The 17,237-nt window shown below is 61.7% G+C and carries 12 protein-coding genes; 11 read left to right on the top strand and 1 reads right to left on the bottom strand.

The features are described 5' to 3' along the window. Positions 1-2 precede the first annotated feature (2 nt). Together ABTW55_RS04890 and ABTW55_RS04885 are read left to right on the top strand one after the other, a co-directional pair. A complete protein-coding gene (locus ABTW55_RS04890; protein WP_043146926.1) occupies positions 3-1,106 on the top strand; it encodes a suppressor of fused domain protein in 1,104 nt (367 codons plus the stop codon). A 29-nt stretch (positions 1,107-1,135) separates the two neighbouring features. Next, positions 1,136-1,663 (top strand): cysteine hydrolase family protein, encoded by a 528-nt coding sequence (locus ABTW55_RS04885; RefSeq protein WP_033653449.1) that lies wholly within the window; start codon positions 1,136-1,138, stop codon positions 1,661-1,663. Between the two features lie 33 nt (positions 1,664-1,696). Here ABTW55_RS04885 and ABTW55_RS04880 read toward each other — a convergent pair whose 3' ends face one another. Then, positions 1,697-2,572, bottom strand: coding sequence for an NAD(P)-dependent oxidoreductase (locus ABTW55_RS04880; protein WP_033653447.1), 876 nt, complete (start codon positions 2,570-2,572; stop codon positions 1,697-1,699). A gap of 278 nt (positions 2,573-2,850) precedes the next feature. Between ABTW55_RS04880 and trpS the strand changes: the two genes are divergently transcribed. From trpS to uca, 9 genes are all read left to right on the top strand, one after another. Continuing rightward, entirely contained in the window at positions 2,851-3,858 is a 1,008-nt protein-coding gene (gene trpS / locus ABTW55_RS04875) for a tryptophan--tRNA ligase (protein WP_033653446.1), read from the top strand. A gap of 117 nt (positions 3,859-3,975) precedes the next feature. Next, positions 3,976-4,809, top strand: a complete 834-nt coding sequence (gene phnC, locus ABTW55_RS04870; protein WP_033642325.1) for a phosphonate ABC transporter ATP-binding protein — start codon at positions 3,976-3,978, stop codon at positions 4,807-4,809. Between the two features lie 41 nt (positions 4,810-4,850). Then, positions 4,851-5,783: a phosphonate ABC transporter substrate-binding protein gene (phnD, locus tag ABTW55_RS04865; protein WP_025302014.1), complete on the top strand. Its 933-nt coding sequence runs from the start codon at positions 4,851-4,853 to the stop codon at positions 5,781-5,783. A 78-nt stretch (positions 5,784-5,861) separates the two neighbouring features. Continuing rightward, positions 5,862-6,725 (top strand): phosphonate ABC transporter, permease protein PhnE, encoded by an 864-nt coding sequence (phnE, locus tag ABTW55_RS04860; protein ID WP_033637590.1) that lies wholly within the window; start codon positions 5,862-5,864, stop codon positions 6,723-6,725. Next, positions 6,722-7,621 carry a phosphonate ABC transporter, permease protein PhnE gene (gene phnE / locus ABTW55_RS04855; RefSeq protein ID WP_033637591.1) on the top strand — a complete coding sequence of 300 codons (900 nt, stop codon included), beginning with the start codon at positions 6,722-6,724 and terminating at the stop codon, positions 7,619-7,621. The genes phnE (ABTW55_RS04860) and phnE (ABTW55_RS04855) overlap by 4 nt, the downstream gene beginning before the upstream one ends. Before the next feature lie 108 nt (positions 7,622-7,729). Beyond that, positions 7,730-8,194, top strand: coding sequence for a DUF1456 family protein (locus tag ABTW55_RS04850; RefSeq protein ID WP_004939471.1), 465 nt, complete (start codon positions 7,730-7,732; stop codon positions 8,192-8,194). 187 nt (positions 8,195-8,381) lie between these two features. After that, positions 8,382-11,525 carry a right-handed parallel beta-helix repeat-containing protein gene (locus tag ABTW55_RS04845; RefSeq protein ID WP_060420015.1) on the top strand — a complete coding sequence of 1,048 codons (3,144 nt, stop codon included), beginning with the start codon at positions 8,382-8,384 and terminating at the stop codon, positions 11,523-11,525. Between the two features lie 253 nt (positions 11,526-11,778). After that, positions 11,779-13,608: an allophanate hydrolase gene (atzF, locus tag ABTW55_RS04840; protein WP_060420014.1), complete on the top strand. Its 1,830-nt coding sequence runs from the start codon at positions 11,779-11,781 to the stop codon at positions 13,606-13,608. A 2-nt stretch (positions 13,609-13,610) separates the two neighbouring features. After that, positions 13,611-17,231 (top strand): urea carboxylase, encoded by a 3,621-nt coding sequence (uca, locus tag ABTW55_RS04835; RefSeq protein WP_060422243.1) that lies wholly within the window; start codon positions 13,611-13,613, stop codon positions 17,229-17,231. The last annotated feature ends 6 nt before the right edge of the window (positions 17,232-17,237 follow it).

The following is a 17,237-nucleotide window of genomic DNA, read 5'->3' as shown; positions in this document are numbered from 1 at the left end:
ATATGAACGAGTCATACGTACTTGCTGAAGTCAGCAATGAGAACCAGACGCTGGTTGCGGTGGTTCAGCAAGGGAGCAGGGCAGCTTATTTTTATATCTATCCCGCCGAAGCCTACAGCGATCGCTATCAGGTGCGCGCCTGCTGGCTGCGCAACCTGGCCGCCGCGCCGCTGCAGGAAGATCGCGCCGCGCTGGAACAAGGGCAGCCGCCGATGCTGGCGGCGGAGTATTGCCGCAACCTGGAAGGCGAAGCGCCGCTGAACCCGGAAGGGCTGATGGTGGTGTGGAGCGAAAGCGACGACGGCGCGGCCCTGTGGTATTACGGCCAACTGCTGGCGGTGATCCCCGGCTGGAGCCTGTATATCGACCATTCGGTGTGCTATTCCGCCAGCTGCATCAAGGAGAGCCCGCTGGCCTATCCGCTCGGTTCGGCCTCGACCAACACCCAGTATGCGCAGGCGGAGAGCACCCGCCAGTTCTGGCGCAGCTGGCAGCGTGAAGAGGGCAACCCGTGGCCGAAGATGCAGCGCGATTTTCAGGCGCGCTATGAGTCGCATTTCGGCCCTTCGGTGAAGTACTACGCCATCGATCAGGGCAAGTGGCCGCCGATGGCCATCACCCAGCACGAGCGCGACGGCATCTATTACTTCCTCACCATGGGGGTCAGCATCCGGCCGATGCCGTGGGTGGAGATCCTGTTCAACGACGAGGCTTCGCGCTATCGCCGTATGGAGATGGCGATCGCCATCGACAGCCAATACATGACCGAAGACAACGCGGTGCAGATGGCCAGCGCGCTGGCCGGTTTCGCGCATGCGCCGTGGGCGCGGCTGACCTGGATCGGCGAAGGGCATACGCTGGAGTCGGACGTGGCGCCGCTGGGCTACGAGGGCTATATTTTATCGTCGTCCTTCTACCCGCATAACGCGCACCTGACTCTGCCGCAGCAGTACGGCGATCCGGTGAACCTGTTCTGGGCCAGCCCAGTGTTTACCGCCGAGCGGCAGCTGGCGCACGCCACGCCGAACGGCGGGCACGATCTGGTGAACCGGCTGCGCGAGCAGGGCGTCGACCATATTTTCCGCCCGCGCCAGCCGGTGTGCTGACGCCACTTATCTTCTCTTCGGGAGCCGCCATGACCAGCGCGCTGTTGATTATCGATGTGCAGGAAGGATTGTTTACGCCGCCGCCGGCGGATGCCGCGGGCACCGTTGCGCGCATCAATCAACTGAGCGAGCGCGCCCGCCGGGCGGGCGTGCCGGTTGTCGTCATTCAGCACCACACGCCGGACGACGAACTGCCGCACGGCAGCGCCGCCTGGCAAGTGCTCGCGGCGCTGAAGGTGGCGCCGGGCGACCATCGGGTGGATAAAACCACGCCGGACTCGTTCCTGCGCACTTCGCTCGGCGCGTTACTGATCGCCAACGGCGTATCGCAGCTGGTGGTTTGCGGCTATTCCACGCCGTTTTGCATCGATACCACGGTGCGCAGCGCGGCGGCGCACGGTTATCCGGTGACGCTGGCGGCGGATGCGCATACCTGCCACGACAAACCCTATGCCGACGGTCTGCTGATCCGCACCCACCATAACGAGACGCTGTCGAATATCGAAAGCTTCGGCGTGCCGATCCGCGCCGTGCCCGCGGCGGACATCGTGTTCTGAGAACAGAAAAACGGGGGCCTCAGCCCCCGTTCGTTATTTCAGGCCCGCCCGCCGCGCCGCCACCTTGGCCAGCGCCGCCCAGTCCAGATCCGCATCCCCCTGCGCCATCGCGTCGAGGAAGTTGTCTTTCAGCACCCCGGCGAACGGCATCGGCGTATGGCTGTCGGCGCCGGCGGCCAGCGCCAGCCCGACGTCCTTCAGCCCCAGCGCCAGCCGGAACCCGGCGGGGGAATACTTCTCGGCGGCGATCAGCGCGCCATAGCCCTGATAGGCCGGGGCGGCGAAGACGGTGCCGCCCAGCATCTGCAGGTAGTCGGCGCCGGACACGCCGTAGTTGCGCACCAGCGCGCTGCCTTCCGCCATCGCTTCAATGGCGCTGGCCAGCGTAAAGTTGGTGGCGATTTTGACCACGTTGGCCTGCGCCGGATCGGCGCCGAAGTGCCAGGTTTTCTGGCCGAGGGCATCGAACAGCGGCTGCGCTTGCTTCAGCCGCTCGCTATCGCCGGCCGCCAGAATATTCAGCTTGCCGGCGGCGGCCACGTCGACCCGCCCCAGCACCGGCGCGGCGAGATAGCCGATGCCGTGTTCCGCATGCAGCGCCGTCAAACGCTTGGCGAGTTCGACCGAGATGGTCGCCATATTGATATGCAGCGCGCCCGGTTTCATCCGTTGCAGCAACCCGCTGTCGACCACCACCTGTTGCGTGGCGGCATCGTCTGCCAGCATGGTGATCAGCACGTCGGCATCGGCCAGCTGTTCCGGCCGTTCTGCCTGCTGCGCGCCGGCGCTCACCAGCGGCTGCGCCGCCTGCGGCGAGCGGTTCCATACCGTTAAGGTGAAGCCCGCCTGCAACAGGTTGGCCGCCATGGCGCTGCCCATCCCACCCAGTCCGGCAAATCCGATCTTCATCATGCGCTCCTTTTTCAGGTTGAAGGTTTTACCCTAGCGCGCCAGGGCAGGAACGCAAATGCCGGAGTGTAACGCCGTCTTACGCGCTATTGACGCGTTGCCGCTGCGGGTATACCTTGATGCCATGAATATATCGATGCACTCCACCCACAATCAGTCATGGTGGCGCCTCTTCTGAGGCGGCACGAGTATTCACATCTCTTATTAATGCCGCCGGTTTGGCGGCATTATTTTTTGTGGCGTTGATCCGGCGGTCCAAGGACTTCAGGAGCACTGTCATGAGCTACACCATTCTTACCGGCGATCGCGCCACCGGCCCACTGCATTTAGGCCACTTCGTCGGCTCGCTGCGCCAGCGCGTGGAACTGCAGCACCAGCATAACCAAACGGTGATGGTGGCGGATCTGCAAGGTCTGACCGACAACGGCAACAACCCGCAAAAAATCAGCGCCAACGTGCTCAACGTGGTGGCCGACTATCTGGCGGTGGGCATCGATCCGCACAAGACCACGATCTGCCTGCAGTCGGCGCTGCCGGCATTGGCCGAGCTGACGATGTACTACCTCAATTTGGTCAGTGTGGCGCGGCTGGAACGCAACCCGACGGTGAAAAACGAAATCGCCGAGAAGGATTTCGCCCGCAGCCTGCCGGCCGGTTTTTTGATTTATCCGGTCAGCCAGGCGGCGGACATCACCGCCTTTGGCGCCACCCACGTGCCGGTCGGCGAGGATCAGCTGCCGATGCTGGAGCAAACCAATGAGATCGTGCGGCGTTTCAACCACATCGTCGGCCAAGCGATATTAACGGAGTGCCGGCCACTGTTGAGCAACGTCGGGCGTCTGCCGGGGCTGGACGGGCAGGGCAAGATGTCGAAATCGCGCGGCAACGCCATTCAGCTAGGCGCCGGCGCCGACGAGGTGCACAAGGCGGTGATGAGCATGTTCACCGACCCCGGCCATCTCAACGTCAGCGATCCCGGCCGGGTGGAAGGCAACATGGTGTTCACCTACCTGGACGCCTTCTGCGAAGACGCCGCGCTGGTGGCGGATCTGAAGGCGCACTATCGGCGCGGCGGGTTGGGGGACGTGAAAATCAAACGGCTGCTGGAGGATTGCCTGCAGAGCCTGCTTGAGCCGATCCGCACCCGCCGCGCCGAATTCATCGCCGATAAAGGCGAGCTGACGCGCATCCTGCAGCACGGCACCCGCCGCGCGCATCAGGTCAGCCAGCAGACGCTGCGGCAGGTCAAGACGGCGCTGGGGCTGGACTTCTTCACCCTGGCGTGAGGCGAACGCCGGGGCGGCACGCGTCACGCCCCGGCCATAAAACCATCATCCCACTGTCATAAACTTATCCGTTAATAGGTGCCCATAATGATTAGCCACTGAAACCAGAGAAATCATATGGCTCAGGCACTGTTAAAATTGGCACAGCACGACTTTCCAGGGCAGCACGCCGCCGCATCCCGCAAAGTATTGTCGGTAAAGGGACTCGGCAAGGCCTACAAAGCGCAGCAGCGCGTGCTGGATGACATCAATTTCGATCTGCACGCCGGCGAATTCGTGGCGGTGATCGGCCGCTCCGGCGCGGGCAAGTCCACGCTGCTGCACACCCTGAACGGCACCATTCCTTCCAGCTGCGGCGAGATGCTGCACTTCGAGGACGATGGCGCAGCGCAGGATATCGCCCAGCTGGCCGGCCGCCAGATGCGCCAGTGGCGCGCGCGCTGCGGCATGATCTTCCAGGACTTCTGCCTGGTGCCGCGGCTGGACGTGATGACCAACGTGCTGCTGGGCCGCCTGAGCCACACTTCCACTCTGAAATCCTTCTTCAAACTGTTCGATGACGCCGACCGCGCTCGCGCCATCGAGCTGTTGCAGTGGCTGAACATGCTGCCGCACGCGCTGCAGCGCGCCGAGCACCTCTCCGGCGGCCAGATGCAGCGCGTCGCCATCTGCCGCGCGCTGATGCAAAACCCGCAAATCCTGCTGGCCGATGAGCCGGTCGCGTCGCTCGATCCGAAAAACACCCGCCGCATCATGGACGCGCTGCAGAAAATCAGCGAAGACGGCATCGCGGTGATGGTGAACCTGCACTCGGTCGAACTGGTGAAAGAGTATTGCTCGCGGGTGATCGGCATCGCCCACGGGAAGATCGTGTTTGACGGGCATCCTTCGCAACTGAACGAACGGATCCTGCACCAGCTGTATGGCGAAGAAGCCAATCAGATCCATTGAAGCACTTTTGACCTTTACCCTTTACACACAAGGCACACCTGATGAAAAAAGTATTGAGTCTGACCACCCTGATGGCCGGCGCGATGATGGTATTTAATGCTGCCGCAGCGGATGCGCCGAAAGAGCTGAACCTGGGCATTCTCGGCGGCCAGAACGCCACCCAGCAGATCGGCGATAACCAGTGCGTGAAGCAGTTTCTGGACAAAGAGCTGAACGTCGATACCAAGCTGCGCAACTCGTCCGACTATTCCGGCGTGATCCAGGGCCTGCTGGGCGGCAAGATTGACCTGGTGCTGAGCATGTCGCCGTCGTCGTTCGCCTCGGTCTACATCAAGGATCCGAAAGCGGTGGACATCGTCGGCATCGCGGTCGACGACGTCGACCAGTCGCGCGGCTACCACTCGGTGGTGGTGGTGAAGGCCGGCAGCCCGTACCAGAAACTGGAAGATCTGAAGGGCAAGGCCATCGGCTTCGCCGATCCGGATTCCACCTCCGGCTTCCTGATCCCGAACCAGGCGTTTAAAAAGCTGTTCGGCGGCACGGTCGACAACAAATACAACAACACCTTCTCCAGCGTCACCTTCTCCGGCGGCCACGAGCAGGACATCCTCGGCGTGCTGAACGGCCAGTTCGAAGGTGCGGTGACCTGGGCGTCGATGATCGGCGACTACAACACCGGCTACACCAGCGGCGCGTTCACCCGCATGATCCGCATGGATCATCCAGACCTGATGAAGCAGATCCGCATCATCTGGCAGTCGCCGCTGATCCCGAACGGCCCGATCCTGGTGAGCAACTCGCTGCCGGCCGACTTCAAGGCCAAAGTGGTCACCGCCATCAAGAAGCTGGATAAAGACGATCACCAGTGCTTTATCAAGGCGATGGGCGGCAAGCAGCACATCGGCGACACCACCCTGGCGGAATACCAGACCATCATCGATATGAAGCGCGAGCTGACCAAAGGCGACCGTTAATTCCCGGCTGCCCTGGCCGTTCGAATGAAGGGGTTCAGCGTGCTGAGCCCCTTGTTCCATAAAGATGGAAGACCTCTTTTGAATACCGATTTCGCACACTATTACCAACGGATCCGCAGCAAGCAAAAGCGCGAAGCGCTGCTGTGGTCGCTCGGGCTGGTGGCGCTGTACCTGGGCGCCGGCAACCTCGCCGAGTTCAACCTGCACACCGTCTGGGTGTCTATTCCGCACTTCTTCGACTACCTGGCCGAAACCATTCCGACGCTGCACTGGCCTCTGCTGTTCGCCGACGGGCGCACCGAGGGCTCGCTGGCCTACTGGGGTTACCGCCTGAATATCCAGCTGCCGCTGATCTGGGAGACCCTGCAGCTGGCGCTGGCGGCGACCATTTTCTCGGTGCTGGTGGCGACCGTGCTGGCGTTCCTGGCGGCCGGTAACACCTATACCCCGGCCTCGGTGCGGTTGGCGATCCGCACGCTGGTGGCGTTTTTGCGCACCATGCCGGAGCTGGCGTGGGCGGTGATGTTCGTGATGGCGTTCGGCATCGGCGCCATTCCCGGCTTCCTGGCGCTGGCGCTGCACACCATCGGCAGCCTGACCAAGCTGTTCTACGAATCGATCGAAACCGCCTCCAACAAACCGGTGCGCGGGCTGGCGGCCTGCGGCGCCACGCCGCTGCAGCGCATGCGCTTCGGCCTGTGGCCGCAGGTGAAGCCGGTGTTTCTTTCCTACAGCTTCATGCGGCTGGAGATCAACTTCCGCCAGTCGACCATTTTGGGGCTGGTGGGGGCGGGCGGCATCGGCCAGGAGCTGATGACCAACATTAAACTCGACCGCTACGATCAGGTCAGCATGACGCTGCTGTTGATTATCGTGGTGGTTTCCGTGCTCGACTACGTGTCGGGCGAGCTGCGCAAGCGCGTGGTGGAGGGGGCAAAATGATAGCGGGCACTCCGGCGTCGGCGGAAACGCTGCGCCAGTTGAAACAGCAGCATCCGGCGATCTTCGCGCAGCAGGGGCGCTACCTGCGCACCGTCGGCCTGATAGCATTGGCGATCGTGCTGTATTACGTGTTCTTCTTCCTGGTGTTCGGCATTACCTGGCCGCAGTTTATCAACGGCTGCCAGCAGCTGGGGCGCTATTTCCTGCGCATGTTCGTCTGGCACGACTTCGTCAACTGGCCGTTCATGTACTACTTCCAGCAGATCGGCATCACCATCGCCATCGTGTTCGCCGGCACCATTACCGCGTCGCTGATCGCGCTGCCGCTGTCGTTCTTCGCCGCGCGCAACGTGATGTCGACGCCGCTGCTGCGGCCGATCTCCGTGCTGGTGCGCCGCTTGCTGGACGTGCTGCGCGGTATCGACATGGCGATCTGGGGGCTTATCTTCGTGCGCGCCGTCGGCATGGGGCCGCTGGCCGGGGTGTTGGCGATCGTGATGCAGGACGTCGGGCTGCTGGGCAAACTGTACGCCGAAGGGCACGAGGCGGTGGACAAGTCCCCCAGCCGTGGCCTGACGGCGGTAGGCGCCAACGGGTTGCAGAAGCACCGCTACGGCATCTTCACCCAATCGTTCCCCACCTTCCTGGCGCTCAGCCTGTACCAGATCGAGTCCAACACCCGCTCTGCGGCGGTGCTGGGCTTCGTCGGCGCCGGCGGCATCGGCCTGGTATACGCGGAGAACATGCGGCTGTGGAACTGGGACGTGGTGATGTTCATCACCCTGATCCTGGTGGTGGTGGTGATGATCATGGACAAGGTCTCGTCGATGCTGCGCAACAAGTACATCATCGGCGAAGACATCCCGCTGTATCAGCAAAAAAGCCAAATCGATTGAGAAACCCCTTGCCGATCCCTATACTGCCGCACATTCAAGGTGTGTGGCAGTCATTTCGTTTCGCAATGTGCGCACGTCCCCGTTAGACAAATAAGGCAATGCAATCCCATGATGAACAACGACGTGCTGCGCAGCGTGCGCTATATGCTGAGCATTAACAACGCCAAAATGGTCGAGATTATCAAACTGGACGATTTCGAGGTGGCGGTGTCGGCGATGGACGCTTACGTGATCAAAGAAGGCGAGCCGGGCTACGAGAAGTGCCCGGACGAAGTGATGGCGCACTTCCTCAACGGCCTGGTGTTCTTCAAGCGCGGCAAGGACGACAAGTTCCCGGCGCCGGCGGTTGAGCTGCCGATCACCAATAACCTGGTGCTGAAAAAGCTGCGCGTGGCGTTTGAGCTGAAAGACACCGATATGCACCAGATCTTCACCGCGGTGGACTTCCGTATCTCCAAGCCGGAGCTGAGCGCGCTGTTCCGCAAAGAAGGCACCAAGAACTACCGCCCGTGCGGCGATCAGATGCTGCGCTACTTCCTCAAAGGGCTGGCGCAGCGCGTTCGCGGCGAGTAACGCGCAGCGTTCACCGAACATCGGGCGCAATCGCAAGGTTGCGCTTTTTTTTTGCCGCTCTCCCGCCCGCCGTTGTTGTACTGGCTCTCAGCCATCCGCCATCGATGGAGGGCGGGCCGCCCCTCCGGTTACTTTTTTAGGGTTCGTTCAATGTCGATTGAAACGTCAAATCCAGAGGAGTAATTCAATGGCTCAAATGTCAAAAGAAGATCAGCAGTTCAACGCAGGAAATACCGCCGTTCAGGTCAATGACGGCGGCGAATTCGCTGAATATACCCCTGAACAGTTCGGTGCCGTAGGAGATGGTCTGGCCGATGATCGAGAGGCTGTCAGCGCCATGTTCGCTAAAGTGGCTATTGACGCCGCTAAATCGATAAAAAAACGGCAGGTCAGAATGGCGAATGTTTATAGATTGACGCTGGGTACGGCTTGGCAGCCTTTGCAGATCCCCAGCAACTGCCATGTTTATGGCGGTGGTGAAATTCACCTGGATGACGATACGCCTCAAATCAACATTTTTAATACCGTTGAGCAGTCGAATTTTATCGTAGAAGATCTGAGGATCACGAGAAAGGTGACTCAGAAAGATGCAGATCCTATTTGGTGGTACGCCACTCGCGCGTGTACCGGCATGGCTTTCACCCGTTGTGAAAACTTCACCGTGAGAAATTGCGTCATCAGTATGCATACTGATGCTTTGGGCCTTTCTGACTGTACGTCCGTTACCCTTGAGAACAATTTACTTAAAGATCTGGGAGAGGAACCTATCGCGGTTCGTGGAGGTCGCCATATCACGATCCAGAATAACGAGCTGACGAATCACCAGGGTGATGGGATCCTGCTGAAAACGGGCGTGAACAGAGAGGCTTATGACATATTAATCGTGAACAATCATATTCACGACGGGCACAAGCCTGCGAAACCGGCAGGGGCAGGGCACACGCAAAGAGGGGGCGGGGTGACGCTGAATAACGAGGTGACCGGCACGCCTCATTCATTCACTAACCTGACCGTTGCCAATAACCATATTGTTAATACCAGCTATGGCATCGCGCTGGGTGGAATCAGTGACATTAATATCTCTAATAACTACATCAAAACGATCGAAAGGTTCGGCATTCAGATAGACTATTCCTTAGTAAATAACCCCAGCAAAATCCCTACGAATAATTCCCGAATCATTGGGAATCACGTGGAAGATACCGTTGAGAATGGCATCGACTATCACGGCAATAACGATATTTCTGTCGCGGAGTCTGTTATCGCAGATAACTTTTTAAATTTCTGTGGTACCTCCACGGCGTCGGCCTTCAATGGCATTGCCGCAACGGAGGCGACCCTTTCAGGTAATATTATCAATAACTGTAAGGTCGCCCTGTTCGCCAATAGCTGCGTGATGACCGGCAACAAGATAACCGACTCCGGATGGACCAGCAGCCAGGTATGGATCAAGCTCTATGGCGACCGCACGGTGTTTTCCGGCAATAGGGTAACGGACTCTGGTTTTGGTTATATCCGCTTTTTGAATGGGAAAAACGCCATTATTGAAGGGAATGTGATTAAGCTTGCCTCGCCTGCTCGTGCACTGGAGTTAGGCGGGGCATTTGACGAAACGACCCTCATTGGCAAGAACGTCTGGGATTGCGCTTTTAAATCGATTCTCTCTACGATTGCTGGGGTGACGGGCAATCGACTCATTCAGTATTCCTTCCCGAATGAAGGCGTGGCACACATTACCCCGCAGATGTTCGGCGCGAAGGGCGATTGGAATGATACAGCTGGTGTTGGTACAGATGATACGCAGGCGTTTAAACAGGCTATCGCTTATGCGATTAATCAAGGCTACAAGAAACTCTATGTTCCCGCTGGCAACTATTACATTACGGATACGTTAAATTTAGGGGGAGAAAACTACATCGGAGATAAAGGCATTGCGATAGAGGGGGAAAATTGGATTAGTACGAAATTCTTCTTTAAGCCGACGTCTAATGATCATGCGTGTTTTGAGTCGAAAGGCGGTTCCGGGATCCATACCAACAGATATATCAGCGACGTGACGATTACGCCGGCCAAGGGCGCGTTATATACGGGCACCGGCTATCGGATCAATGGTTCCTGCTTCATGCGGCATGAAAGACTGCTGATTATGAAGTTTTTTGTGAATCTACATCTGTTAAACGGCTATGCCGGTGCGTTTACCGAGTTCGTAAATTTTCACTCTTGCCGGTTCCACCGCGGCCTGTCCAACATATTGATGGAGAGCAATGGCGGGGATAGCTCCTTCCACGGCGTGGGGTTCCACGAAATTCAATGTCAGATAAAAGTTTCCGGCAATCCGGGCGATGGTGGCACAAATACGGATGCCGGCGTAGGGCTGGAGCTGAGAGGAAACGCCAACAGGGTGCGGTGGTACAACGGTTTCTGCTATATCCACCTGTTCGGCGGCGTCGGCGCTACGGCTATTAAACTCACCCGAACTGACACCGATAACATCTTGGGGCAGTTTACTTGCGAAGGTGAAACCATTCTTCAGAGTGATGGAAGCACTTTTGAATGCCGAGGCGGTTTCTATAATGTGAGTAATACCACTTACAATGTGGCGGCAGAGCCGGTAAACGGCATCGCGGCGGCATTTGTATTTGATAACATGATGAGCAATACGACAAGATTCGCCAACGCGGCAATCGCCGATATGGCTCCGAGGCAGCTTCCGTGGTCCTTGGCGGACAGAGCCAGCACTGGCGCTTATCCAGTCATTTTTCATGGCATCAAGGGTGAATCCGATAACCTGTTCTATGCCGCCAGAGGAGGGAATACCAACTACCATTACTTTGGCGGCATTTCTCCAGGCAAAAACCTTCAGGGATTTGAACCAGGCGTCAGGTTGGCTCAGGACGGGGCTTCTTTCATTAGTTTTGCACCTAAGTTTACGCTCGGCGCTAATAACAATACGACCAGCAGTGGCGTATCCATCTCCCCTGCGGATTTTTCGCCGCAGAAGGATATCGCGACCGCCTTAGGACAACCTTCATTCAAATGGAGCGGGTTGTACACTAAGCAGTTAACGGTTGCGGATAATGGCATTTACCCGGCCGGCAACGGTGCTTATCCTATTGGCGGGCCGAATAACCAATTCTCCACTGGCCACATAAAAGTGTTGAATATTTATGATTCAGCGAACGTGAACGGAGATCCCATAGGTGTCAGAGTCGCCGTCCCCGCTTCGGCCGCCGCCCCCGGTAAAGTCGGTCAATGGTCGGCAGACTCCGCGTTCTTTTATGTTTGCACGGCGGCCAATACCTGGAGAAGGATCGCGTTAGAAAATTGGTAGCAACCTGGCCTGCAACATATTGCGTATTGATCCACATCCCCCTCCCGGGGCGGCGAGCGTCGTCGCCCCGGTTTTCCTCTGCATCATCCCCTTATTGCACTCTTTTTGTTCTCCCGCTGCGCGCCGCTGGTGCAGGTCGTTCGCCGTCGTCGTCATAAGTTTTAATTATAATTTATTGAAATCATGAGATTAAAAATTGGCACGCCGGTTGCTCTGTTGAATCCCATCTTGTGTACCAGATGGAATTCAGCCGATGAGCGACCCTGTTGAAACGTGCGGTTTTACCCTCAGTGAATGGCAGCACCATTATCAAACCCGTCCGGCGGGCGAGCGCCTCGCCTGCGTCAGCGCCGCGATCGAAGCGCTGGTCGCCGATTTGGATTCAGACGACAACGCCTGGCTGTATCTCGCCACCCCGGCGCAGCGCGAGCGGCAGTATCGGCAACTGGCACAGAGGCTCGAAGCAGTCGCCGGCGATCTCAGCCGCCTGCCGCTGTTCGGCGTGCCCTTCGCCATCAAAGACAATATCGACGTCGGCGGCTGGCCGACCAGCGCCGCCTGCCCGGCGTTCACCTATCAGGCCGCGGCGGACGCCACCGTGGTCGCCAACCTGCGCGCCGCCGGGGCGATCGCCCTCGGTAAAACCAACCTCGACCAGTTCGCTACCGGGTTGGTGGGCACCCGCTCACCTTATGGCGCAGTGGTCAACAGCTTCGACAGCCGCTACGTCAGCGGCGGCTCCAGCTCCGGCTCCGCCTCGGTGGTGGCGCGCGGCCTGGTGCCGTTTGCGCTGGGCACCGACACCGCCGGTTCGGGGCGCGTGCCCGCCGGGTTCAACAACATCGTCGGGCTGAAGCCGACCAAAGGGCGGTTGTCCAACCGCGGCGTGGTGCCGGCCTGCCGGTTGAACGATACGGTATCGGTCTTCGCGCTGACGGTGGCCGATGCCGCGCAGGTGGCGGAACTGGCGAGCGGCTTTGACGCGGCAGATCCGTATTCCCGCCCCGATCCGCATACCGCGCCGGCGGATATCCCCGCCGCGCCGCGTTTTGCCGTTCCCGCCCAGCTGGAGTTTTTCGGCGACGTGCAGGCCGAGCGGGCGTTTCACCGCGCGCTGGCGCAGCTGCAGGTGGGCGGCGCCACGCTGGAGCCCCTCGATTTCGCGCCGTTTCGCACCCTGGCGGAGCAGCTGTATTACGGCCCCTGGGTGGCGGAGCGCACCGTGGCGATTGAGCAGGTGCTGGAAGCGAACCCGCAGGCTATCGATCCGGTGGTGCGCGGCATCGTCGGCAACGGCCTGGGCTACAGCGCCTGCGACGCCTACAAGGCGGAATACCTGCGTGCCGAATTGGCGCGGCAGATCGCTCAGCGGCTGGCGCCGTTCGACGCGCTGGTGGTGCCGACCGCGCCCACTATTCGCACCCTGGCGGAGATGGCGCAGGAGCCGGTGCTGTTCAATTCGCAGTTCGGCACTTACACCAATTTCACCAACCTGGCCGATCTGAGCGCGCTGGCGCTGCCGGGGCCGCTGCGCGAAGACGGGCTGCCGGCGGGCATCACCCTGATTGCGCCCGCCTGGCATGACCGGGCGCTGGCGGCGTTTGGCCTGCGCTGGCAACGGCAAAGCGCCTTGCCGCTCGGGGCAACCGGCCGGGCATTGCCGCCGCAGCCGGCGCCGGCGCCGTCGGCGGGGCATGTGCGTTTGGCGGTAGTGGGCGCTCACCTCAGCGGTATGCCGCTCAACGTCCAGCTGACGCAGCGCGACGCGGTGCGGGTGGAGCAAACCGTCACCGCCCCCTGTTACCGCCTGTACGCGCTGGCCGATACCGAGCCGCCGAAGCCGGGGCTGGCGCGCGCGGCGCAGGGAGCGGCGATCCGTCTTGAGCTGTGGGACATCCCGCTGGCCCGTTTCGGCGAGTTTGTGGCGGAAATTCCGGCGCCCTTGGGTATCGGCACGCTGCTGCTGGCGGACGGCCGGCGGGTGAAGGGGTTTATCTGCGAAGCCTGGGCGCTGGAAGGCGCCACGGATATTACCGAGTTTGGCGGCTGGCGCGATTATCTCGCCGGCGTTAAGGGGGCATGAACATGTTTACTACCGTACTGATCGCTAACCGCGGCGAAATCGCCTGCCGCGCCATTCGCACCCTGAAACGCCTGGGCGTCACCAGCGTGGCGGTTTATTCCGACGCCGACCGCAATGCGCCGCACGTCACCGAAGCCGACAGGGTGGTGGCGCTCGGCGGCGACAAGGCCGCCGACAGCTACCTGAGCATCGACAAGATCCTTGCGGCGGCGGCAGCCACCGGCGCGCAGGCGATCTACCCCGGCTACGGCTTTTTGTCCGAGAGCGCCGAGTTTGCCGACGCCTGCGAGGCGGCGGGTATCGCCTTTATCGGCCCGACGGCGGCGCAGATGCGCGAGTTCGGTCTCAAGCACCGGGCGCGCGAGCTGGCGGCGTTGGCCGGGGTGCCGATGACGCCGGGCACCGGCTTGCTGGAGAACGTGGAGCAGGCGGTTGCCGCCGCCGCGCGCATCGGCTACCCGGTGATGCTGAAAAGCACCGCCGGCGGCGGCGGCATCGGCCTGACGCGCTGTGACGACGAGGCGGCGCTGCGCGAGGCGTACGACAGCGTCAAACGGCTGGGAGAGCAGTTCTTCCGCGACGCCGGCGCCTTTATCGAACGCTTCGTCGATCGGGCGCGCCACGTCGAGGTACAGATTTTCGGCGACGGCCAGGGGCGGGTGGCGGCGCTCGGCGAGCGCGACTGCTCGCTGCAGCGCCGCAACCAAAAAGTGGTGGAGGAAACCCCGGCGCCACACCTGCCGGCGGCGACCCGCCAGGCGCTGCAGCGGGCGGCGGTGGCGCTGGGCGAATCGGTGAATTACCGCAGCGCCGGCACCGTGGAATTTATTTACGACGCCGCGCGCGACGAGTTTTACTTCCTCGAAGTGAACACCCGCTTACAGGTCGAGCACCCGGTCACCGAGATGGTCACCGGCCTGGATCTGATCGCATGCATGCTGCAGGTGGCGGCGGGCGATGCGCTGGATTGGGCGGCGTTGCAACGCGCGCCGCAGGGTGCGGCGATCGAAGTGCGCCTCTATGCCGAAGATCCGCTGAAGAACTTCCAGCCCAGCCCCGGCGTGCTGACCGAGGTGCATTTCCCCGCCGACGTGCGCCTCGACGGTTGGGTGGCGACCGGCAGCGAAGTCTCGGCGTTTTACGACCCGATGATCGCCAAGCTGATCGTACACGGCGCTGACCGCGCGCAGGCGCTGGAAAAACTGCGTGTGGCGCTGGCGGCGACCCGTTTGCACGGCATCGCCACCAACCTCGATTATCTGCGGCAGGTGATCGCCACGCCGCAATTTCAGCGCGGCGACGTTTGGACGCGCCTGCTGGACGATTTGCATTACCAGCCGCACTGCCTCGAAGTGCTGCAACCCGGCACCTACAGCAGCGTGCAGGACTATCCCGGCCGCCTCGGCTATTGGGACATCGGCGTGCCGCCGTCCGGCCCGATGGACGACTTCGCGTTCCGGCTGGCCAATCGCATCGTCGGCAACCACCCGGCGGCCGCCGGGCTGGAGTTCACCCTGCAGGGGCCGACGCTGCGCTTTCACTGCGACGCCACCATCGCGCTGACGGGTGCCAGCTGCCCGGCCGATCTGGACGGCGAAGCGGTCGCCTACTGGCGGCCGATCGCGGTGCGGGCCGGGCAGGTGCTGACGCTGGGGCGCGCCACGCACGGCTGCCGCACCTATCTGGCGGTACGCAACGGCTTCGACGTGCCGGTGTATCTCGGTAGCCGCTCCACCTTCGCGCTCGGCCAGTTCGGCGGCCACGCCGGGCGCACCTTGCGCGTGGCGGACATGCTGGCGATCGCTCAACCGGAATTGGCCGCCAGCACCACGCCGGCGCCGATCGCCGCGCCGCAGGCGATGGACGACAGCCTGATCCCGCACTACGGCGACCAGTGGCACATCGGCGTGCTGTACGGGCCGCACGGCGCGCCGGACTTTTTCACCGCCGAATCGATAGACGCCTTCTTCGCCACCGACTGGCAGGTGCATTACAACTCCAATCGCCTCGGCGTGCGCCTGTCGGGGCCGAAGCCCGAGTGGGCGAGAGAGGACGGCGGCGAAGCCGGTTTGCATCCTTCCAATGTGCACGACTGCGAGTACGCCATCGGCGCGATCAACTTCACCGGCGACTTCCCGGTGATCCTGACCCGCGACGGGCCGAGCCTCGGCGGCTTCGTCTGCCCGGTGACCATCGCCAAGGCCGAGCTGTGGAAAGTGGGGCAGGTGAAGCCGGGCGACCGCATCCGGTTTCATCCGATCGGTTTTCGCCAGGCGCAGTCGCTGGAACAGGCGCAGCTCGGCAGCATCGAAGCGCTGGCGGCGGTGAAGGCCATCACCCTGCCGCCGCCGGATCTGGCCCCGGCGGATACCGTTTCCGCCGCGGTGCTGGCGGCGCTGCCGGCGGCGGAAGGGCGCCCGGCGGTGGCGTATCGCCAGGCGGGAGACGGCTACATCCTGATGGAGTACGGCGACAACGTGCTCGATCTGGCGCTGCGGCTGCGCATTCATCTGCTGATGCAGTCGCTGCGGCAGGAGGCGATACCGGGCGTGGCGGAGCTGGCGCCGGGCGTGCGTTCGCTGCAGATCCGCTACGACAGCCGGCTGATAAGCCAGGCCGATCTGCTGCAGCGCCTGCTGGCGCGCGAACGGGCGCTGGGGGACGTCAGCCGCCTGAAGGTGCCGACGCGCACCGTCTGGCTGCCGATGGCGTTCGAGGATTCGGCCACGCTGGGGGCGGTCGATCGCTATCAGCAGACGGTGCGCGCTTCGGCGCCCTGGCTGCCGAACAACGTCGATTTTATTCAGCGTATCAACGGCCTGAGCCGACGCGAGCAGGTGCGCGACATCCTGTTCGACGCCAGCTACCTGATCCTCGGATTGGGAGACGTCTACCTCGGCGCACCCTGCGCGGTGCCGCTCGATCCGCGCCATCGCCTGCTGAGCTCCAAATACAACCCGGCGCGCACCCACACCGCCGAAGGGACGGTCGGCATCGGCGGCATGTACATGTGCATCTACGGCATGGATTCGCCGGGCGGTTACCAGCTGGTGGGGCGCACGCTGCCGATCTGGAACAAATTCCTCAAAAACCCGCAGTTCACCGCCGGTGAACCCTGGCTGCTGCGCTTCTTCGATCAGGTGCGCTTCTACCCGGTCAGCGAGCAAGAACTGGACGAGCAGCGCGAAGCGTTCCGCGAAGGGCGCATGCAGGTGCGCATCGAAGAGAGCGAATTCGACTTCGCCGCCTACACCGATTTCCTGGCCGACAACGCCGGGGCGATCGCCGACTTCCAGCATCGCCAGCAGCAGGCGTTCAACGCCGAAGTGGCGCGCTGGCGCAGCGATGACGACGAGGCCGAGGCGCAGCTGTTGCCGCCGGTTGAAGAAGACGCGATCGACGGCGATCTGGTCAGCGCCGATCTGAACGGCAGCGTGTGGAAGATCCTGGTGGAGCCGGGGCAGGCGGTGGCGGCCGGGCAGCCGCTGATCGTGGTCGAGGCGATGAAGATGGAATTGGCGGTCACCGCGCCGCGCGCCGGGATCGTCAAACGCATCAGCTGCCGGCAGGGGCGGCCGGTCGGGCCGGGCGACGCCCTGCTGTGGCTGGAAAAAGCGATCTGAATGGAG

Origin of the sequence: Serratia sp. SM04 (assembly GCF_040280225.1) — a bacterium.
Lineage (GTDB): Bacteria > Pseudomonadota > Gammaproteobacteria > Enterobacterales > Enterobacteriaceae > Serratia > Serratia sarumanii.
The sequence above is the reverse complement of the archived record's forward strand: the minus strand, read 5'-3'. Positions and strand labels throughout refer to the sequence as shown.